Origin of the sequence: Sinorhizobium medicae, assembly GCF_007827695.1 — a bacterium.
Lineage (GTDB): Bacteria > Pseudomonadota > Alphaproteobacteria > Rhizobiales > Rhizobiaceae > Sinorhizobium > Sinorhizobium medicae.
The window spans coordinates 24533-44150 of record NZ_VITA01000017.1; the positions used below are offsets into that span (position 1 = coordinate 24533).

18 protein-coding genes and 2 pseudogenes are annotated in these 19618 nt (G+C 60.4%); 8 read left to right on the forward strand and 12 right to left on the reverse strand.

Features of this window, described 5'->3' with window-relative positions:
- Window positions 1–3 precede the first annotated feature (3 nt).
- Complete coding sequence (locus tag FB009_RS24385) at window positions 4–738, forward strand: FadR/GntR family transcriptional regulator (protein WP_012061823.1); 735 nt, start codon at window positions 4–6, stop codon at window positions 736–738.
- 138 nt (window positions 739–876) lie between these two features.
- Here FB009_RS24385 and FB009_RS24390 read toward each other — a convergent pair whose 3' ends face one another.
- The 6 genes from FB009_RS24390 to FB009_RS24415 form a co-directional block, all read right to left on the reverse strand.
- Complete coding sequence (locus FB009_RS24390) at window positions 877–2028, reverse strand: ABC transporter ATP-binding protein (protein ID WP_012061824.1); 1152 nt, start codon at window positions 2026–2028, stop codon at window positions 877–879.
- Window positions 2025–2852 carry a carbohydrate ABC transporter permease gene (locus FB009_RS24395; RefSeq protein WP_018012106.1) on the reverse strand — a complete coding sequence of 276 codons (828 nt, stop codon included), beginning with the start codon at window positions 2850–2852 and terminating at the stop codon, window positions 2025–2027. Before FB009_RS24395 ends, FB009_RS24390 begins: the two co-directional genes overlap by 4 nt.
- The gene (locus tag FB009_RS24400) at window positions 2849–3751 is read right to left on the reverse strand and encodes a carbohydrate ABC transporter permease (protein WP_018209689.1); all 903 of its coding nucleotides are present in this window, start codon (window positions 3749–3751) and stop codon (window positions 2849–2851) included. The genes FB009_RS24395 and FB009_RS24400 overlap by 4 nt, the downstream gene beginning before the upstream one ends.
- A gap of 192 nt (window positions 3752–3943) precedes the next feature.
- Window positions 3944–5176 (reverse strand): ABC transporter substrate-binding protein, encoded by a 1233-nt coding sequence (locus FB009_RS24405; protein WP_101798730.1) that lies wholly within the window; start codon window positions 5174–5176, stop codon window positions 3944–3946.
- Between the two features lie 61 nt (window positions 5177–5237).
- Window positions 5238–6140, reverse strand: coding sequence for a sugar phosphate isomerase/epimerase family protein (locus tag FB009_RS24410; RefSeq protein ID WP_018209687.1), 903 nt, complete (start codon window positions 6138–6140; stop codon window positions 5238–5240).
- A 12-nt stretch (window positions 6141–6152) separates the two neighbouring features.
- Window positions 6153–7181 (reverse strand): Gfo/Idh/MocA family protein, encoded by a 1029-nt coding sequence (locus FB009_RS24415; RefSeq protein ID WP_033045055.1) that lies wholly within the window; start codon window positions 7179–7181, stop codon window positions 6153–6155.
- Between the two features lie 233 nt (window positions 7182–7414).
- On the opposite strand from FB009_RS24415, the gene FB009_RS24420 reads away from it, so the two are divergent.
- Complete coding sequence (locus tag FB009_RS24420; RefSeq protein ID WP_018209685.1) at window positions 7415–8464, forward strand: LacI family DNA-binding transcriptional regulator; 1050 nt, start codon at window positions 7415–7417, stop codon at window positions 8462–8464.
- A 202-nt stretch (window positions 8465–8666) separates the two neighbouring features.
- Complete coding sequence (locus tag FB009_RS24425) at window positions 8667–8966, forward strand: hypothetical protein (RefSeq protein WP_012061831.1); 300 nt, start codon at window positions 8667–8669, stop codon at window positions 8964–8966.
- A 77-nt stretch (window positions 8967–9043) separates the two neighbouring features.
- Here FB009_RS24425 and ampC read toward each other — a convergent pair.
- Window positions 9044–10233 (reverse strand): annotated as a pseudogene (ampC, locus tag FB009_RS24430) (class C beta-lactamase).
- Between the two features lie 151 nt (window positions 10234–10384).
- Window positions 10385–10525 (reverse strand): annotated as a pseudogene (locus FB009_RS33775) (transcriptional regulator); the annotation flags it as partial.
- Window positions 10526–10680: 155 nt separating this feature from the next.
- On the opposite strand from FB009_RS33775, the gene FB009_RS24440 reads away from it, so the two are divergent.
- The 3 genes from FB009_RS24440 (at window position 10681) to FB009_RS24450 (ending at window position 12965) form a co-directional block, all read left to right on the forward strand.
- On the forward strand, window positions 10681–11802 hold the full coding sequence (locus tag FB009_RS24440; RefSeq protein WP_018209683.1) for a site-2 protease family protein: 1122 nt from the start codon (window positions 10681–10683) through the stop codon (window positions 11800–11802).
- A 154-nt stretch (window positions 11803–11956) separates the two neighbouring features.
- Complete coding sequence (locus FB009_RS24445; RefSeq protein ID WP_028053578.1) at window positions 11957–12457, forward strand: DUF1772 domain-containing protein; 501 nt, start codon at window positions 11957–11959, stop codon at window positions 12455–12457.
- Window positions 12458–12521: 64 nt separating this feature from the next.
- Entirely contained in the window at window positions 12522–12965 is a 444-nt protein-coding gene (locus FB009_RS24450; RefSeq protein WP_145162008.1) for a DUF305 domain-containing protein, read from the forward strand.
- 51 nt (window positions 12966–13016) lie between these two features.
- Here the strand turns inward: FB009_RS24450 and FB009_RS24455 are convergent, their stop codons facing one another.
- Entirely contained in the window at window positions 13017–13496 is a 480-nt protein-coding gene (locus FB009_RS24455) for a hypothetical protein (RefSeq protein ID WP_101804644.1), read from the reverse strand.
- Window positions 13497–13668: 172 nt separating this feature from the next.
- Here FB009_RS24455 and FB009_RS24460 point away from each other — a divergent pair, with 172 nt between their 5' ends.
- Entirely contained in the window at window positions 13669–14919 is a 1251-nt protein-coding gene (locus FB009_RS24460) for a S41 family peptidase (protein WP_024325097.1), read from the forward strand.
- A gap of 43 nt (window positions 14920–14962) precedes the next feature.
- Here the strand turns inward: FB009_RS24460 and FB009_RS24465 are convergent, their stop codons facing one another.
- Window positions 14963–15961 carry an ABC transporter permease gene (locus tag FB009_RS24465; protein ID WP_012061838.1) on the reverse strand — a complete coding sequence of 333 codons (999 nt, stop codon included), beginning with the start codon at window positions 15959–15961 and terminating at the stop codon, window positions 14963–14965.
- A gap of 29 nt (window positions 15962–15990) precedes the next feature.
- Complete coding sequence (locus tag FB009_RS24470; protein WP_012061839.1) at window positions 15991–16731, reverse strand: ATP-binding cassette domain-containing protein; 741 nt, start codon at window positions 16729–16731, stop codon at window positions 15991–15993.
- Between the two features lie 421 nt (window positions 16732–17152).
- Between FB009_RS24470 and FB009_RS24475 the strand changes: the two genes are divergently transcribed.
- Window positions 17153–18142, forward strand: coding sequence for a sugar-binding protein (locus tag FB009_RS24475; RefSeq protein ID WP_012061840.1), 990 nt, complete (start codon window positions 17153–17155; stop codon window positions 18140–18142).
- Between the two features lie 62 nt (window positions 18143–18204).
- Here FB009_RS24475 and eglC read toward each other — a convergent pair whose 3' ends face one another.
- Window positions 18205–19602, reverse strand: coding sequence for an endo-1,3-1,4-beta-glycanase EglC (gene eglC / locus FB009_RS24480; protein WP_102045660.1), 1398 nt, complete (start codon window positions 19600–19602; stop codon window positions 18205–18207).
- Window positions 19603–19618 lie beyond the last annotated feature (16 nt).

The window sequence follows — 19618 nt, forward strand, 5'->3', positions numbered from 1 at the left end:
GAGATGCCGGGGGCCTTCGGTACTCAACGCGGAAAGCGCACGAGCCATAGACTGGTTGTCGACGAACTCGGGCAGGCAGTGGTTGGTGGTGAGTTTTCTGTCGGCGACACGCTTCCGGGCGACACCGACCTTGCCGCACGCTTCAACGTTTCGCGTACAGTATTGCGTGAAGCGATGAAGACGCTGGCCGCCAAAGGCCTGGTCGTTCCACGTGCCCGCATCGGTACACGGGTGCTGCCAAAAGCACACTGGAATCTCTTCGACAGCGACGTGCTCACATGGCATTTCGGTGCGGGTGTCGATGAGAAGTTTCTGCGTCATGTGAGTGAAGTTCGCCTGGCGCTCGAACCCTATGCGGCTGCCCTTGCGGCGCGCCGCGCCAGCGATGCCGATATCGCCAGGATGATGCGGCTCGCCGTCGCCATGGGCGATGCCGGCCACAGCCCTCACACGCTGGCGCAGGCCGATCTCGAGTTCCACCTCCGCCTCCTCGAGGCCTCGCTCAACCCGTTCATGCGAACGGTCGGCAGCCTGATCGAAGCGGCGCTGATCGGCGTATTTCAGCTGACGAGCCCGACGGCCGATGAAACGGAGATCGACCGTGTCGCGATCGCGCATATCCGTATCGTCGAGGAAATCAGGCGCCGCAACGAGGATGGCGCGCGCCGAGCGATGGAGCACGTGATCCGTGTCGGCCAGGAGCGGCTGATCTTGAATCTCAAGGAGCGGCAGGGCTGACGGTACGCGGAATGGCCCCTCATCCGGACTTCCGGCAACCTTCTCCCCGCAGGCGGGGCGAAGCGGACCCGTGGCGCGCTACCTCCTTTGGCCAGCAGCGGAGAGGACGGAGCAAACGCGGCTTCCCCCTTCTTCCCGTCACGACGGGGAGAAGGTCGCGGCAGCGGGATGAGGGGCTGCGCGAGGCGCGAATTTCTCGCTCTCATGCGCTCTCCCGATTCCGAGCCTGTTGCCCGTTTCCGCGTCGAAGAGGTGCAACTGAGCCGGATCTATAGCAAGACCAATCAGCTCTCCGCCCACCGCCGCGGAGCGTCCGGTCTCCACGACCATCAGTTCCGGTTGAGTCGCGGACGTGATGTAGGTGGCCGAACCGGTCGACTCGACGACACCGACAGGAATGTCGAGGGCGCCCTGACCCGCACCGACGATGCGGATATGCTCCGGCCGAATTCCGACGGTCACCGACGCTCCCGCTGGAACGGTTTCGACAAGCGCGAGCCTTGCCTGTGTCGCGCCAAGGTCGAGCGCGAGATGTCTGCCATCTTGCTCCACCACCGCCGGGATGAAGTTCATCGCCGGCGAACCGATGAACCCGGCAACGAAGCGGTTCGCAGGTCGGTCGTAAAGGTCGAGCGGACGGCCCTGCTGTTCGATGATGCCATCGCGCATGACAACAACATGGTCCGCCATGGTCATCGCCTCGATTTGATCGTGCGTCACATAGACGGAGGTCGCCCCGAGTCGGTCATGCAGCGCGCGGATCTCCTTGCGCATATGGACGCGCAATGCCGCGTCGAGATTGGACAAGGGCTCGTCGAAAAGAAACGCCTTCGGATGGCGGATGATCGCGCGGCTCATAGCCACACGCTGGCGTTGTCCGCCGGAAAGCTCGCGCGGATAGCGCTTCATGAGGTGTGAAAGGCCGGTGGTCGTCGCCACCTCGGCCGCCGCCCTTAGTGCCTCCGCCTTTTTCACGCCGCGGATGCGCAAGCTGTAGGTCAGGTTCTCCTCCACGGTCATGTGCGGATAGAGCGCATAGGACTGGAAAACCATTGCGACGTCGCGCTTGCGCGGCGGAACGTCGTTCATCCGCGCCCCGGCGATCTTCATCTCACCGGCTGAAATCTTCTCGAGCCCGGCCAGCGACCGCAGGAGCGTGGACTTGCCGCAGCCGGAAGGTCCGACCAGAGCGACGAAGGTTCCCTCCTCGATCGCCAGATCGATGTTCTTGAGTGCATGATAGGAGCCGTAGAACTTGTTGACGCCGTTTAGCTCGATCTGAAGGGTCATTTGAGGGCTCCTGAAGTGAGGCCGGACACAATGCGGCGCTGCAAGAGGATAAAGGCGGCAAGGATGGGCGTCACATAGATCGTGGCATAGGCCATGATGTTGTTCCATTCATTGGTGTTCGGCCCCATGAAGGTATTCAGGCCAACGCTTGCGGGCTGCAACTCGACAGCCTGGATCATCGATTTCGAATAGACGAATTCGCCGAAGGCTTGCATGAAGATCAGGATCGCGCTGACGAGAATCCCGTTGCGGGCGAGCGGCAGCACGATGTTGAAGAAGGCACCGATGCGTGAATTGCCGTCGACGAGAGCCGCTTCTTCGAGTTCCATCGGCACGCTCATGAAAGTAGCGCGGACAAGAACCACGAAAAAGGGCATGCTTTTGGCAGCAATCGCCAGGATGACGGCAAGGCGCGGCGTGTCAAGGAGGCCCACCTGCGAGAAGCCGACGAAAATCGGCGTCACCATCAGCGAGGCGGGCAGCACCTGGAGCATGAGGATTAGAAACAGGCCGATATCGACCCAGACATTGCGATAGCGCGCAAGCACATAGGCGCATCCGACGCCGAGCACGGCGATCAGCGCCACGGAGCCGAAGGCGATGACGAGCGAATTCCAGAGATACCGGCCCATGTTGCGGCTCTCCCAGACATGGGCGTAGATGCTCCATTGCGGCTCGCTGGGCCAAAACTTCGGCGGGGTCGCGAACATCGCCGAGCCGGTCTTCAGCGCGGTGATGTACATCCAGTAAAGCGGGAAGAGATAGATGGCCGCGAGCACCAACGCGACAGCCAGCATCAAGCGGTTGCGGAAAGTGTCACTCATCCTCTGACCTCATGGCGCGTTGAGCGGACATAAACGACGGAGGCGAACATCACGAAGACGATCATGATCACCGAGATCGTCGCACCCTTGGCAAAATCATACTGGCGGAAGGAAAGGTCCCAGGCCCAGTATTGCGTGACATTGGACGTATTGTTCGGCCCTCCGGACGTGATTGCGGCGAAGAGATCGAATTGCTGCAGCGTGAAGATGAGTCCGAGCGCGACGATGGCGCCGATCGTCGAACGCATCATCGGCAGGGTAATCGTCCAGAAGCGTTGAAACGCGTTGGCACCATCCAGTTCGGCCGCCTCGTAGAGGTCCTTCGGAATGCCTGAAAGGCCGACCGAAAGCAGGATCATGTTGAACGACGTGCCCAACCAGATATTGGCGATGATGACCGCCCAAAGAGAATAGCTCGGATCCGATCGCCAGAAGATGTTGCCGGAGATCACACCCGTTTCGCGCAGCAGAAAGTTGAGTACGCCGAAGTCGCCCGACAGAATCCAGTTCCAGATGGCGCCCACGACGAGGCCGGGCATGACCCAGGAGACGAGGAAGAGGCCGCGAAGCCAGGACGCACCGGGGAAACTGACCCAGAAGAAGAGCGCAAGACCGAAGCCAATAAGAAACTGGCCCGCGATCGAAGCCGTCACGAAGATGGCGGTATTGAGGAGAATGGGCCAGGTTTCAGGCTGGCCGAAAAGGTCGATATAATTCTTGAAGCCCACGAACGGCCGCGAAAAGCTGCCGAGGCTGAACATGTCGACCTCCTGGAAGCTCATCACGACGTTGTAGACGAGCGGCAGCCCGGAAAGAACGAACAGGAAGGCGAGCGGCAAGCTCACGAGGCCGACATCAAAGCCCCTGCCATCCGTGATGCTGGATAATATTCTCTTCATTTGCGATCACCTGTCCGTTGAGCCGCTGATGGTGCGGACTACAGCGCTGCGCACCATCAGCGCGCAACATGCAGTGTGCGGCGGCGACCCCGGCCGAAGCCGGAGATCGCCTCTCTCGGGAGAAAATGCGGGGACGGATCGTCGCGACAACCCGCCGATGAATTCCGCTCACCGTTTCGGTGGCGCGGTGGGTCAGCCAAGAACCGCCTTGATCTTCTCCGCCGCCTGGTCGAGCGCTTCCTTCGAGCTCATCTGCCCGGTAAGCGCCGCCTGGATGGCGTCCTGGATCGCCTTGGAGATCTTGGGCCATGCGGGATGGGGGCCACGCGGCTTGGCATATTTCAGCTGCTCCACGAAGACCTGGAGAGCCGCGTCCTTTTTCGGCTCGCCCGTCGCCGGAATGGCGATGTCCGAACGAGGCGGCAGTTGTCCGAAGTCCTTGAACATCCGGTCGTCCTGGGAAACGAAATATTCGAGGACCTTGAAGGCCTCTTCCGGATGCTCGGTGTTCGCAAAGATCGCCCAATTGAAATCGCCCATGGCCGAAGAGCGTTCAGCGCCGGCCTGCGGCACGGGCATCAGCGCGACGCCCCAATCGAACTTCGCTTCCTCGAGCATGCGGTCGAGTTCCCAGGGGCCGGAAATCGCCATGGCCGCGTTGCCGGAATTGAAGGTACCGGTGGCGTCCCATTGGCTGCGTGTCAGCGTGTCCGGCGAGGCAAGCTTCTCGTCGATGATCGTCTTCCAGACGTCGAGCGCCTTGACCGCGCCTTCGGAATTGATGTTGTCGTAACCACCCCCGGCCATCTGCGCCCAGGGCAGGAACTGGAATGTCCCCTCCTCGTTGGCCTTTGCCGAAAAGGTGATGCCGTAGACGTTCTGAGCGGGGTCGCTCAGCTTGCGTGCCGCCTCGACCAGTTCGTCCCAGGTTTGCGGAGGCTTGTTCGGGTCCAGACCTTTCGCCTTGAACATGTCCTTGTTGTAATAAAGGGCGATCGTGTTGGTCGCCTTGGGGATACCGTAATATTTCCCGTCCCAGGTCACGGAGGCGAGCGGCCCCTTGAAGTAGTTCTCCGGCTTTACGACGGAGGACTTCGCGATCATGTCGCTCAGATCGAGAAACGCGCCGCGAGACGCAAAGAGCGCGTGTTCGGGATTATCGACGGCAATGATGTCCGGCGCTTGCCCGGTTGAATAGGCCCGCATCGCCTCGCTGACCACATCATCGAACTGAATCTGCCGATACTCGACTTTAATACCGGAGTTCAGCTTGTTGAAATCCTTTATCAAGTTCGGTGCCGGCTGAATGTCTCGATCAAGCGACCAGACTCTGATCGTCACGTCCTCGGCGCTTGCGGCAAAGGCTGACAAGGAAAAGCTGGCGAGCGCGAATGCGCCCAGCATTGCATATTTTCGGATACCCATGGACTCCTCCTCTTTTGGGTTTTCCCGCGACCGGCGCCCCCTTACCGGCCGTCGGCATGCCTCAGGCCCGGTCGGCCACGAAGTCGCCGCCGCGGCTGCCTTTCAGGTAATTCAGAGCATGCACCTGCCCCGTCATCTCCAGTGCATCGCGATAGACCGGATCGTGCCATCCTTCGATGTCGATGGATCCGGACCAGCCCGCGAGCCGAAGCTCGGAGATGATGTCGGTCCAGTTGCTGTCGCCGAAGCCGGGCGTGCGCATGAACACAAATTTTTCCTTGCCGAAGATGCCGTGCTCGCGAATGACGTCCCAGCGGATCGTCGCGTCCTTGCCGTGCACATGAAAGATCTTGTGCGCCCATTTACGGATTTGCGGCAGCGGGTCGATCAGATAGACCATCTGGTGGCAAGGCTCCCACTCGATGCCGATGTTGTCGTCGGGCGTTTCGTTGAAGATCAGCTCCCAGGCGTCCGGATTGTGAGCGATATTCCAGTCGCCCGTCGCCCAGTTGCCATCCATGGCGCAATTCTCGAAAGCGACCTTCACGCCCTTGTCGGCGGCGCGCTGAGCGAGCTCGCTCCAGACCTTACGGTAACGCGGCAGGCTGTCGGTCAATGGCCGGTTGCGGATGCGTCCGGTGAAGCCGGCGACGCATGTCGCGCCGAAATGATGGGCGTTGTCGATGCAATCCTTCCAGCCCTGCAGCGTCTGCAGATCGATGTCGGTTTCCTCCAGCGGATTGCCGAACATGCCGAGCGTCGAGATCGTGATGTCGCGGTCGCCGATCGCGTCGCGGCAGCGCTTGCCGAGTTCGGCAAGATCCTGTCCGTTGGTGGTCTGCCAAAAGAACGGCTCGAAGCTTTCAAAGCCCAGATCGGCGATCTCGCCGATGCGCTTCGCGGCCTCGCCATTGGTGGCGCTGACCATGGTCCCGATACGGATGGATTTGGCTGGATTGCTCATTATATGCCTCACTCAAATTGTAACGCGCTGCCGGGTCCGGGCGCTTTCGATCGCCGCGAACACCATTGCAAGGCTGTTGATATTGTCGTCGCCAACCGTCTCCGGCTTGGTGCCGGTACGGACCGCCGCAACGAAATCGGCGATCACGCTCGCATGCCCCTGCGTCTGACGCAGGTCCGCCGGGTTGGGAATTTCGATGGGGGCGAGCGGACGGAAGAACCCGTCGCTGCCGGCGACACGGTTCGCACTGAGCGCCTCGGCGCCATCCCAGAGCAGCGTGCCTTCAGTTCCGATGATGCGCCATTCGCTCTCCCAGCTCGTATTGGCGCCTTCGGCACACCAGGATCCGCGATAGGTGAAGGTCACATCGTCGGTAAGTTCGAAGATCGCAGTTGCAGCCGCGCCATGCGCGTACCAGGAGCCCCGCGGATTTTCTTCGTGGCAATAGACGGCGAGCGGCGTCTTGTCGGCAATGAACCGAGCGGCGTCGAAGGTGTGGATCGCCATATCGAGAAGCAGCACATGCTCCATTTCTTCGCGAAAACCGCCGAAATGTGCGCCGATGAAGAAGTCGCAATGGATGGCCGTCAGGTCGCCGATCGCCCCGCTTTCGATAAAGCGGCGGATGCGGCGTATGCCGGCGATGAAACGGCGGTTCTGTACGATCGCATGTATCCTGCCCGCATTGCCGGCGAGCTCGATCAATTCACGAGCCGCTTCCAGTGACGCCGCCATCGGCTTTTCGCTCAGCACATGGCAGCCATGACGGAGTGCGGTCGCGACGACGTCGCGGCGCGCGGCCGGAATGACTATGTCGAAGAGGATGTCGGGTGCCGTTTCCGTCAGCACGGCATCGAGATCCGAACCGATAACGGCATCTTCGATTTCAAATTCCGCCGCGAGCGCACGGGCGGCCTCCGGATTCACGTCGACGAGCCCGACGACCCGGATTATCGACTGAAGTTCGCGGTCCGCGGCAATCGCCTTGAGCCAACCTCTGGCCATAGCTCCGCACCCGCAAAGAACTGCGCGAAAAATCACTATTCTCCTCCCGCAAACCGGCGTTTCCGGCTTGCTTTGGTCTCCGTAAACGTTTACGGAACTATGCGGACTTTCCGAAACATGTCAATAGGGATTTCAGAAGTTCGGTCGGAATGAGTAAAGGCGGGCTGATGGTGCTCGCTCGCCCACCGGGTCTCACAATATCTTCGATCACGTCAATCGCTAGTATATTGGAGTGAGCCGGCCGGTGGAGAAGTAGGAAAACGCTCCGCATGAAGGGAATTCGGCGCCTAGCGCAACATCTCGATATTTCGATCGGAACGGTTTCGCGTGCATTGAACGGCCGCCCCGACGTTAACGAGGAGACGCGCAGGCGGGTCCTCGAAGCGGCCGAGAAGCTCGGCTATGTGCCGAACCAGTCGGGCCGCAGCCTGAGGCAGGGCACCACCAACATCATTGGCTTCATGATGCAGACCGGCACGGAGATCACTGGCCAGGGCGACACCTTCTTCATGAGTGTCTTCGACGGCGTGCAGGCGGTCTTCGCCAAGCATAAGCTCGACCTCGTCGCCCTGCTCTGCTCGTCCGAGGAGGATCAGAGCGATTACCTGCGCCGCGTCGTTGCGCGCGGTTTCGCCGACGGCCTGATCCTCTCGGCCACGCAGCGGCACGATCCGCGCATCGAGTATCTGGCCGAACGCAACATCCCCTTCGTTACCCTTGGCCGAAGCCTCACGGATGTCGGGCGGCCCTGGCTGGATCTCGATTTCGAGGGAATGGCTCAGATCGCGATCGACCGTCTCGTCGCCCGTGGACATCGCCGTATCGCGGTCACCCGCCCCCATGACGACGCCAATCTCGGCTACATCTTCGTCGACCGCTGCCGCGAAGCGCTCGCCGCGCATGGCCTCACTCTGGAGGAGGAGCTGATCTTCCGATCGACGCCGAACGAAACCGGTGGCTATCAGATCGCACGCGAACTCCTGAAGCTTGAGGACCGGCCGACGGCTGCCTTGCTCGTCAACGAGACGATCGCCATCGGATTTTACCAGGGCCTTTCCGAAGCCGGCGTCAGGCCCGGCCGCGACATCGCGGTGATAGGGCGCTACAGCCCGCATGCGCATTTTCTTTCGCCGCCGCTCACCTGTTTCCGTCTGTCGCTGCGCGACCTCGGCATAGCGCTTGCGGAGACGCTGCTTTCCACTATGCCGACTTTCCAGGAGCATTACCCGCAGGCGTTGACAAATGCGGTCTGGCCGATGGAGCTCATCGAAGGCGAAAGCGACGGCTTTCGCGTCAATGGCGACGAAAGTCGCGGCTGACATAGGCGGCGGCGCAAGGGATCATTTCGGCAATCCGCAGGTTTGAAGCTTGCTGCATGGTTCCTCAAACCGGGAACTGATTGCAGGATGAGTCATGGAGCACGCAAAACCGCTACGCGGATTCGGCGCTTGGACGCCCGAGCGCCGTAGCGAACCCGCCGGCTGCAGTCCGGATTGGTGACTGCTCCTGAAAGGAGATCCCATGCGCGGATTTATCTTCCTTTTGGCCGGGTTGTCCGCAACGACGGCCCTAGCCCACGACGCTCCGAATGGTTGGCAGTATCCGAGCGCCTGCTGTTCGACGATGGATTGCCGCAAGGTCGCACAAAACGACATCAGCGAGCGACCGCAGGGCTACATCGTCAGAGCCACCGGCGAAGTCCTGCCCTACGCCGACAGCCGGGTCCGTATGTCGCCCGATGGCGAATACCACTGGTGCTCCGCGTCGGGCAAAGCCTATGGGAAGACAATCTGCCTGTTCGTACCCCCAAGAGCATACTGACTGTTGCGGTAAGGCCGCCGCCGTCACGGCAACCGCGCTCCCTCGACCAGGAGCGCGGCGCGATGGCGGGCAAGGCGTCAGCGGGGATCGGCTGAGCCGAGCTTGTCGTCCAGGGTCGTCAAGATCCGGTATGCGGCCTTGACGCGAGCAGCGATCGGGTAATTTCTGTTCGCGAGCATCACAATGCCGATTCGCTCGGCCGGGACGAAGGCTGCATAGGCGCCGAACCCGTTGGTCGAGCCGGTTTTGTTGATCCAAATATCTTTGCGTGGCGCAGACGGCGGAACGATCTTGTCAACCTTGCTCGGCTCGAGAGCCATCCGGGCGGAATTGCCGGTCAGCAAGTCGTCGAGTTTTGGCGGATAAGCGTACATCTCCCATCCGAGGCCCTGCGTCATGGGGCCTACCTTGAAATGACCGGTATGCGTTGCGGTGATCGCGTGCCGTAGCATTTCTTCCAGGCCGGTATCGTCGATGCTTGCCTCTACGAAGCGAAGCAAGTCGGCAGCGGTCGTCTTCACGCCATAGGCTTGCGAGTCGAAGACACCGCGCGTAACCCGGATCGGTTTGCCGGCCTTCGAATAGCCATAAGCATAATCGTCCATCCGATCGTCTGGAACGCTGATGAAGGTGTTCTTCAGTGCCAGTCCCCGAATGACCGTCTCCTCCATCAGATCGGCGAAGGGCGCGCCCATGCTTTTGGCGGCGAGATAGCCGAACAGACCTATGCTCGGATTGGAATAGAGCCTGTACGTTCCTGCGGCGTAGGTCGGGCGCCAGCTTTTGAAGTATTCGATCATGCTCTCCTCACCGGAGACCGCGTCCGGAAACTGCAAAGGCAGTCCGCCGGCCGCATAGGTGCCCAGATCGAGAAGTCTGATTTCATCGAATGGCGTTCCGGATAGCGCCGGGAGATATTTGCTGGCCGGCTCTGCTAAACTCAAATTGCCGCGCGCTTCAGCGTAGGCGGCGAGCGTCGCAGTGAAGGTCTTGCTGATCGATCCGATTTCGAACATCGTATCGTCCGTGACCTTCTTCCCGCCTCTTTCGACGCCAGGCCATAGTTGAAGACGTATCTCTTGCCGCGCACGGTCACCGCGATAGCCATGCCGGGCACGCCGTTTTCCTCCATGAGGGGCCGGATAGCCTCGTCCACTACGCGTGCCAGCTGCCCTTCATCACCTTGCCCTGCTGCGTGAGCGCCGCCTCCGCAGGAGAGCAGAGCGATCGCAGCCATTCCAGTTGCTCCGATGGAAATTTTAGTCATCACGGATACATAGACCTCGCGTTTGTTGTTGCCTGCTCTTAGGCGATCGAGCCGAAGAGGCATTCGGACGAGAGATGCATATGAGCTCCGTACGCCTCCGACAAACGACGATATTTTGCACGAGCCATTAGAAAAATTCAGGCTCACTCCGCTAGAAATAGAGGGTCATGACGATATCCTGATCGAAATCCTCGAAACCCTTGCCGAAGATATTGAGCCCGCCCGGGTTCTCGGCTTTCTCGTCGATGCCGATGCGAAAGCGGATCGAATGATGATCCGGAATGCCGAGAGAAGCGTCGAGACCATTGCCCCGCCGCGGAACGAACCGGAAGCCAGCCGATTAGATGTGAAAGGCACCCAGATTGTGTGTCGGGGCCGCCACTGTCATGATGGTCAGAGGCATCCTCTCAAGGGTGGGGATTCACGACCGGACGGAGCATCTCGCGCATGGCTTGGTCCTTCAGAATCGGAACGATCGCCGGCACTGCTATTCGCGTGCACGTGACCTTCGCGCTGCTTCTGATCTGGATATGGCTGACGCACTACCGGATCGGCGGCACGGTGGCGGCGATGGAGGGGATTGCTTTTATCGTCGCTGTCTTTGTTTGCGTCGTGCTCCACGAGTTCGGCCACATAGCTGCCGCCCGCCGCTTCGGCATTAAGACGCCGGACATAACGCTGCTGCCGATCGGCGGCGTCGCCCGGCTCGAGCGAATGCCGGAGGAGCCCGGCCAGGAATTCATGATCGCTATCGCAGGCCCTCTGGTCAATGTGGCGATTGCCGGGGTGCTCGTCGCGATCCTCGGCAGCTATACGGTAATGGGGCAATTAGCTGACGTGGAGGACCCGCAGAGCGGCTTTCTCGCCAGGCTTGCCGGCGTCAATGTCTTCCTCGTGCTCTTCAATATGATCCCCGCCTTCCCGATGGACGGCGGTCGCGTGTTGCGGGCGGCGCTCGCATCCCGGCTTAGCTGGTCGCGTGCGACCCAGATCGCGGCAACCATCGGACAGGGGCTTGCCTTCGTCTTCGGCTTCGCCGGCCTGTTCTACAATCCGCTGCTGATCTTCATCGCGATTTTCGTCTATCTGGCCGCAACGGCCGAAGCGCAGAACGCCCAGATCCGCGAGGTCTCCAGCAGCGTGATGATTGCCGATGTGATGATTACCGAATTCGCGACCCTCGATCGCTCGGCAACGATAGATGAAGCCATCGACACATTGCTCGCCACGACACAGCGGGAGTTTCCAGTGGTCGATCTTGCCGGCCATTTCGAGGGGCTGCTGACACGCGACGACATGATCCGGACACTCAAGGAAAAAGGTGCTGCGACACCGGTGGTCGCTGCGATGCGCCGGGACGTGCCCACCATTCATCATCGCAAACGCTTGGAAGAGAGCCTGCGGCTCATGCAAGAATCCCATTCGCCTGCGGTCGCGGTCGTCGACGGCTCGAATCGCCTCGTCGGATTGATGACACACGAGACGATCGGCGAGATGATGATGGTGCGTGCAGCCGCCGCCGGCCGCTTTCGGTTCGGACACCTGCGGCAGACCGGAAGCCGAGGGTAAAGTCCAGGCCGGATGGAACCGAATCCATGCTTTGGAGTTCGGACGATATCTTGCAGGCGCTGAAGCGCTTCGAATCGCTGCATGTCTTCCGATGAGCCGGCCCTTGATCCGGCCGTGCTGGAAGGCGCATGCATCATGCAGTCCGGGTTGAATCATGCTCGTGACGGTTGAAGTCATCACGATCGTTCTGGTCGCGATCGCAACAGCACTGGCCCTTGCCCACGCACTGGAGTGGCCCGGCAAACTGCGCCTGCCGAAGGACCAGTATCTGGCGATTCAGGCGATCTACTATCCGGGTTTCACAATTGGCGGCGTCGCCGAGCCGCTATCGCTACTCTTTACCGCCGCACTCCTCGTCCTCATGCCGAGAGGCACGCCGGCCTTTTGGATGACGGTCGGCGCATTGATCGGCCTGCTCGCAATGCATGCCACCTATTGGATCCTGACGCATCCGGTGAACAACTTCTGGCTCAAGGACACGCAACTGGCAGGAACCAGTGGACGGTTTTTCGCAGTGGGCACCGTTCGTGCCAAGTCTGTTCCTGAAAGTGAAGACTGGACCGCCCTCCGGGATCGCTGGGAGCGGTCGCATGTCGTGCGGGCCGCTTTCGGTTTCGTCAGCCTGGTCATGCTCGCAACGGCAATAGCTCTCTGACAGGATTTCCCGCGCAGTGCATTCCGCTGACGGGAGCGTCGAAAACGAACATCGGGGAAACACGATGTCTACGCACTATCTCAAATACGCGCTCAATCTCCTGATCAGCCTGGTGATCATATATCTCGTGATGTTCACGATGATCGACGGAATCAACGACTTCTACAACAACCTCAACATGTTCTACATGGCCATCATGATGGTCGCGCCAATGGCCATGCTGATGCTCCTGATGATGGCCCCGATGTATCCGAAAAAGAGGTTGAACCTCGGCCTCCACCTCGCCTTCGCCATTCTCTTCATCGCAGCTTTTACCTTCATGCGCATGCAGACCTTCGTCGGTGACGCGCAGTTTTTGCGTTCGATGATCCCGCACCATTCTGGCGCCATCCTGATGTGCCGGGAGTCCTCGCTGGCCGACCCCGAAATCGCCGCCTTGTGTGAACGCATCATCGACTCGCAGAAGCGTGAGATAGCCGAGATGAACAGAATCCTTGCCCGCTACTAACGCGCTGCTAAATAGAACGGGATCAGCAAAACCGCATTTTCTCATCCCGCTCTAGCCGCTGCCCAGCCGCGGTGCCAGCAGGGCGACTGAGATCGAACCGAAGCCGAGGACCTTCAGCGCCGCAACAGCCATGTGACCGGTCTCCCATCTGAGGCGTACCGCTTCGAAATCCACCGGTATCGGACCCGGCTGCCACGTGGCCAGTATGGCGTTTGCCGGCGCGACGAGCGTGAACCACGCTGCCAGGCCGCCTGCGAAGAAGCCCCCACCGGCGAGCGCGAACCAGAAAGCAGGCCGCTCGTTGGAAAGCAGATAGGAAAGGAAGCACGTAGCCAATATCGTCGCAACATCGAGCGGCCCGCCGACCTTCGCAAAAAGTGCGAACTGGCCGTTGAAGACGGTTGCCTCGCGCCATAGTTCCGGCGACCAGACGAACAACCGCGGCGGTGCCTCCAGAACATGGGCGAAGGAGGGACCAAGGCTGAGTGCGCCGAGCAGCAATGATAGAAGACCTGCAAGATAAACGACCATGGTCCGTCCTTGCGCGTGTAACGCCAGCAAGAATTCCAACTTTGCCGACAGGTAAGTGTTCCAGGAAAAACGGAAACCAGCCGCTCTCGCTGATCTCACGGAATGTTGTTGATCCAGGCCTCACTGCAGCCGCCCTTGTGCCGGTATGATCCGCAAAGAACGGAGATCGTCAATGCACGCGAAGATGCCCCGGGTCCTGCTGGCCGGCTTGCTGTTTCTCCTTGTACCCAGCCAAGGTTTCGGCCTCGACCTGCCGCGCTCGAATCATCCTGTATTCGACCGGGTCGTCACGCTTGTCGTCGACAATTTCCATGATCCCGCTGCTCTCGACGGTTTTGGCGCAGCGGTTCGGCGGGAACTCAATGACCGCCAGCCATTGAACTCAGAAAGCCCGGGGCCCCGGGTCGATACCGCTATCGAGAGGATCCTCGCAAGTCTCGAGGCCTCGCACACGGCCCGCTTCAAGCAGGATACGATCGCATATTACGAACTTGCCGACATATTCCGGTTTGCTATTCGCCACGACATGAAGCGGCTGTTCCCGCCGGATGGCGCGGCGACCTATGCCGGGGTAGGCATGGTCACCCGGATGGAAAACGGGCTGCGCTTCGTAAGCGACGTCTATGACGGCTCGCCTGCGGACAAGGCCGGCATACGCGTTGGCGACGAAGTTCTTTCGGTGGATGGCGCGCCGTATCGCGAAATCGATTCCTTTCGAGACAGGATCGGACGAACGGTGGAGATCCGCCTTCGGCGCGAGGCGGACGCGCAACCTTTCAAGGCCACGGTCGCTGTGGAGCGCTTGCGGCCCTTGCCCACCTTCGAAAAGGCTATCGACAAAAGCGTCACCCTCCACGAAGAGGGGGGACGGAGCATCGGTTATCTCCGTCTATGGACGCTTTCCAGTCCCGATGGGCTCGATATCGTGGCGCGCGAACTTGCCACAGGTCGCCTCAAGGATGCCGATGGCGTCATCGTCGATCTGCGCGGCCGGTGGGGCGGCGGCCCACCCGACGCGGCGGAGCTCTTCGTCGGCGACACGCCCAACTTCCGGCTGATTGCGCGCGGCGGCAAGGACATGCTGGCAAATGTACGCTGGCGCCGTCCGGTCGTCGCCATCATAGACGAGGGCTCTAGAAGCGGCCTCGAACTTTTCGCCTATGCGCTGAAGTCCAATGGAATCCCGCTTGTGGGGACGCGCACGGCAGGCGCTCTTCTTGCCGGCCGCGCCTATCTCCTGCCGGACGACAGCATTCTGGAGCTTGCGGTATCGGACGCGGTGATCGATGACGATGTGCGACTGGAAGGGCGCGGCGTCGAACCGGACATTATTGCTACCTTCCCCCTGCCTTACGCCGCCGGCCGCGACCCGCAGCGCGAAGCTGCCTTTGAAGAGATGCGGCGTATCCTTACCAAAGACTGAAGCGGCGATCGGTTTCCTGGACCGTCGCTGAGTTTCCCCTCGACTATTCGCTTTGCCGGAAGTTTCGGATTCGGTCGAAGAGCACTGCAAGAACGATGGCGCCGCCGATGAAGGCGCCTTGCCAGAATGCGTTAATGCCAAGCAGGCCGAGGCTATTGCGGATCACCTCGATCAGCGCGGCTCCTATCAGGGCGCCGGACGCCGTACCAACGCCACCCGCCAGATTGGCGCCGCCGATCACGGCAGCAGCGATGACCTGAAGCTCCATTCCTGCGCCGATATTGGTGGTCACCGCCCCGAGCCAGCCGGTCTGGACGATGCCGGCGATGCCGGCGGCCAGCGCAGAGATCATGTATACGATGACCTTGATCCGCCTGACCGGAACGCCGGTGAGCCTTGCTGCATGCTCGTTGCCACCGATTGCGAAAACATAGCGGCCGAACTTCGTCCAGCGCAGCACGAAGCCGGTCACGAGCGCCAGGACAATCATATAGAGAACCGGATTGGCGATGCCGAAGAACCATGCGCCGCCGCCCAGCGCGAGCAGCGCATCGTGGTCCGGTCCGAACTCGAAGACAACCGTATTGTTGGATGCGACCATCGCCAGGCTGCGTGCGATCGAGAGCATCCCGAGCGTGATCACGAACGGCGGAAAGCCGAGATAGGCAATCATGACGCCATTGAAGGCGCCGGCCAGCAAAGCCGTGCCGATCGAGGCGGCAATTCCCACCTCGATGCCGTAGCCGGCATGCATGACGACGGCAAGCACCATACTGCTCAGGCAAAGGACCGATCCCACCGACAGATCGATGCCGCCGGTGATGATGACCAGCGTCATCCCAAGCGCGATGATTGCGACAAAGGTGAAATTCCGCGTGATGTTATAGAGGTTTTTGGCTGTGGCGAAGGAGTCGGTAGCGACAGACAGGAAGAGGCAGGCGAGAATGACGGCGATAAGAACCCAGAACGCCTGACTTGCGAACAGGAACGAGAGCCATCCCCGGTCCCTCTGACCGACTGCCCGATCGAGCGTAATTGCCATGGCCAACCTTCACTTTCGTTGAGAATGGTTTATACCTGTTCGATGGCACCGGTGATCAAACCGGTCACTTCCTCCGGAGAGCTCTGCTCGATCGCCTTATCGGCGACCTTCCTGCCCCGTCGCATGACGATTACCCGGTCGGCGACCGTAAAGACGTCCGGCATGCGGTGGCTGATCAGCACGACGGCGATGCCGCGATCGCGCAACGCGCGGATCAGGTTGAGGACTTCCGCAACCTGCCGCACCGAAATCGCCGCCGTCGGCTCGTCCATCAGCACGATCTTGGCATCAGACAGCATCGTACGCGCGATTGCCACCGCCTGCCTTTGACCGCCCGACATCTGCCGGACGAAGTCGCGCGGCGGCGTCTCCGACTTCAGTTCCTTGAAAATCTCTCCGGCGCGGCGGTACATCGCTTTGTAATCGAGAATGCTCAAGGGCCCGATCCCGCGCCTGATCTCCCGTCCCAGGAAGACATTAGCCGCAGCGGTTAAATTGTCGCAGAGCGCCAGGTCCTGATAAACGATCTCTATGCCGTGCTGCCGTGCCTCCACGGGGCGGTGAAGTACGATTTCGGCACCGTCGAGCCGCATTGTGCCCTGGCTCGGCCTGAAGTTGCCAGCAATCATCTTGACCAGCGTGGACTTGCCGGCGCCGTTGTCGCCCATGAGCCCGACCACTTCGCCACGGTTAAGCGAAAGCGATACATCGGTTACCGCCTGAATCGCGCCGAAATGCTTGGAAATGTTGACGAGTTCGAGAACTGCCACAGCCGATTAGCCTCCCGAAGCAGCGGGCCGCCTTCTCGATCGCTCACCCGCTCCCGCACTCTTCCCGGCAAGGCGACCATCACCATTTACGCAAATGCGCAGGAATGCGTCAATCAATAGTCCTACAAATGACCCCGCATATACGCGAAACATATATTGTAATACAAATATTCGTTGACGCGCCGTTCACGCGGATATTAGCTAGTCTTCGGGAGGAGAGCATGCTGATACTTGCTCTTGGGGCACAGGGCAGGATCAGGCGGCACTCACAGCGACTCTGCTTGACGAACTGCGCGCGAATTGCCGCTCTTCAATGCCTCGATCGATTGCCGTCGGCTGTGCATAGTCGCAGCTAAGCCTGAAATTTTCGTGATTTAAGGCGCGGGCACACGAGTGCCCGCTTGTTTCAAGGGAGGAAGGAATGAGGAAGGCACTATTGCTTGCCGTTGCCGCTCTGGCACTCAGCGCCGGAACGACCATGGCCCAGAAGAAACAGCTCGTCATTGTGGTGAAGGGGCTCGACAATCCCTTCTTTGAAGCCATCAACCAGGGTTGCCAGAAATGGAACAAGGAAAATCCGGACTCCGAATACGAATGTTTCTACACAGGCCCGGCTTCAACTTCCGATGAGGCAGGCGAGGCCCAGATCGTTCAGGACATGCTGGGCAAAGCTGAAACCGCCGCCATCGCCATCTCGCCGTCCAATGCGAAACTCATTGCCCAGACGCTGAAAACCTCAAACCCTACCGTCCCGGTGATGACCGTGGATGCGGACCTCGCGGCCGAGGATTCGGCCCTGCGCAAAACATATCTGGGAACCGACAACTACCTGATGGGCTACCGCATCGGCGAGTACATCAAGAAAGCCAAGCCCGATGGCGGCAAGATCTGCACCATCGAGGGTAACCCGGGGGCCGACAACATTCTGCGGCGCGCCCAGGGCATGCGCGACGCGCTGACCGGCCAGAAGGACCTGGCGGAGCTCAAGGGCGAAGGCGGCTGGACCGAAGTGGCCGGTTGCCCCGTCTTCACCAATGACGACGGCGCCAAGGGCGTGCAGGCGATGACGGACATCCTTGCCGCCAACCCCGACCTGGACGCTTTCGGGATCATGGGGGGATGGCCGCTGTTCGGCGCGCCGCAGCCCTATCGCGACCTGTTCAGGCCGGTGGCCGACAAGATCGCCAAGAACGAATTCGTCATCGGTGCCGCCGACACGATCGGCGAGGAGGTCGCGATCGCGCGGGAAGGATTGGTCACCGCTCTGGTCGGACAGCGGCCGTTCGAAATGGGCTATAAGGCACCTCAGGTGATGCTCGACCTGATCGCCGGTAAACCTGTCGAAGACCCGGTCTTTACCGGCCTCGACGAGTGCACAAAAGAGACCGCGGACACCTGCATCCAGAAATAGCCGGCCAAAGCCGACACCCTGCGGCGCGCGGCGCCGCAGGGTGTCGGGCCGAACTCAGTGGTTCAGATCTGCCAGTCTGCATCGAGCGCATAGGCTCTAATGTAATCGATCTTCATTTCTGACCCGTCGGCAAGCCCATCATTCGGCGTGCCGGCCATGCCGCCGACGGCAAGGTTGACGAGCATGTACATCGGGTCGTGCATATCGGCAGGGGTATCGGCGCGTGCAATCGCCGCATCGTCGAAATACCAGACGATTTCTTCCTCCGTCCAAAGCACACCATAGGTATGGAAGCCGCTTGCGTCGGCCACCTTCACCGCGTTTTCGATGCTGGCCCTCGAGCCCGTTTCGTTGGAATGCACCGTGGTAATCACGGTGTTGGAGTCCTGTCCGCGCATTTCCACCACATCGAGTTCCGGCGGCCAGGATCCGTCGGCGGGCAGCAGCCAGAAGGCAGGCCAAACGCCATGGTCGTCCGGCATGTCCGCACGCATTTCGAAATAACCGTAGGTCTGAGCGAAGGACGAGTGGGTCGTCAGCATGCCGGACGTGTAATCATAGCCGTTGATCTCGGCCTGGATCGCCTCCGATGCCGGGGCCGCCGTGATCGTCAGCACGCCGTTACTGACGGAAAACGGGTTGGCGGAAGCAGTCGGCGCGTAGCTCGGATTGATATACCATTGCTGCTCGCCATTGCTGGAAAGCGTCGCGCCCTTTTCCGGCGCCCACCAGTATTTCGCGTCCCAGACACCGCTTGTGCCGTTTCGCAGATCGAGCGTATTGAACTCGTCGGAAAAGGTTTCCGACAGGACGGAACGGTCGAGACTGAGCCTGAATTGGCGCGCCTCCAGTTCGTCGGCCGTCGTGTTCGCAAAGACCAGGCTCTCACCATCGGTGAGGTGAAGCCGGAGATCCGCGCCTTCCTGCGCGACATTGGCCAGAACCTGCTCGAACGATGTGAAGCCGTAATCGTCGAGGCGGATAATGTCATCATAGTTGAAATCGGTGATCAGGTCGCTTCCGTTGCCCCGCGCGAACACGAAGGTGTCGGTGCCGCCAGCCCCGATCAAAACGTCGTTGCCGCCGCGGCCGTCGATCGTTTGGCTGCCCGAACCGCCTTTAATGATGTTATCCGTCTCATTGCCGAAAGCGGAACGGCCGTTTCCAGTGACGGTAAGGTTCTCGAAATTCTCCGGAAGCGTATAGCTCATCCACGTGTTTATCGTGTCAACGCCCTCGCCGGCTGCCTCGAAGGCCCGGTTGATCGAGGAATAGAGATAATAGATATCGTCGCCTCGACCGCCGATCATCGTTACGTTCACGGAACTGTCGCCCCAGATGGAATCATTGCCGGCGGTGCCATAAAGTGCTGGTCCTGACCCGGTGGCGGAAAACCACGCCGTCGAACTGCCGCTGTAATAAAGCGGCGTTCCAACCGCGTTCAGTATGGTTCTGCTCATCGAACTTTCTCCAGTT

Excerpts from the sequence above, each read along its gene's own strand:
- FB009_RS24385 (WP_012061823.1), top strand. The coding sequence starts at position 4 with ATGCCGGGGGCCTTCGGTACTCAACGCGGAAAGCGCACGAGCCATAGA.
- FB009_RS24390 (WP_012061824.1), bottom strand. The coding sequence starts at position 2,028 with ATGACCCTTCAGATCGAGCTAAACGGCGTCAACAAGTTCTACGGCTCC.
- FB009_RS24395 (WP_018012106.1), bottom strand. The coding sequence starts at position 2,852 with ATGAGTGACACTTTCCGCAACCGCTTGATGCTGGCTGTCGCGTTGGTG.
- FB009_RS24400 (WP_018209689.1), bottom strand. The coding sequence starts at position 3,751 with ATGAAGAGAATATTATCCAGCATCACGGATGGCAGGGGCTTTGATGTC.
- FB009_RS24405 (WP_101798730.1), bottom strand. The coding sequence starts at position 5,176 with ATGGGTATCCGAAAATATGCAATGCTGGGCGCATTCGCGCTCGCCAGC.
- FB009_RS24410 (WP_018209687.1), bottom strand. The coding sequence starts at position 6,140 with ATGAGCAATCCAGCCAAATCCATCCGTATCGGGACCATGGTCAGCGCC.
- FB009_RS24420 (WP_018209685.1), top strand. The coding sequence starts at position 7,415 with ATGAAGGGAATTCGGCGCCTAGCGCAACATCTCGATATTTCGATCGGA.
- FB009_RS24425 (WP_012061831.1), top strand. The coding sequence starts at position 8,667 with ATGCGCGGATTTATCTTCCTTTTGGCCGGGTTGTCCGCAACGACGGCC.
- FB009_RS24440 (WP_018209683.1), top strand. The coding sequence starts at position 10,681 with ATGGCTTGGTCCTTCAGAATCGGAACGATCGCCGGCACTGCTATTCGC.
- FB009_RS24445 (WP_028053578.1), top strand. The coding sequence starts at position 11,957 with ATGCTCGTGACGGTTGAAGTCATCACGATCGTTCTGGTCGCGATCGCA.
- FB009_RS24450 (WP_145162008.1), top strand. The coding sequence starts at position 12,522 with ATGTCTACGCACTATCTCAAATACGCGCTCAATCTCCTGATCAGCCTG.
- FB009_RS24455 (WP_101804644.1), bottom strand. The coding sequence starts at position 13,496 with ATGGTCGTTTATCTTGCAGGTCTTCTATCATTGCTGCTCGGCGCACTC.
- FB009_RS24460 (WP_024325097.1), top strand. The coding sequence starts at position 13,669 with ATGCACGCGAAGATGCCCCGGGTCCTGCTGGCCGGCTTGCTGTTTCTC.
- FB009_RS24465 (WP_012061838.1), bottom strand. The coding sequence starts at position 15,961 with ATGGCAATTACGCTCGATCGGGCAGTCGGTCAGAGGGACCGGGGATGG.
- FB009_RS24475 (WP_012061840.1), top strand. The coding sequence starts at position 17,153 with ATGAGGAAGGCACTATTGCTTGCCGTTGCCGCTCTGGCACTCAGCGCC.
- eglC (WP_102045660.1), bottom strand. The coding sequence starts at position 19,602 with ATGAGCAGAACCATACTGAACGCGGTTGGAACGCCGCTTTATTACAGC.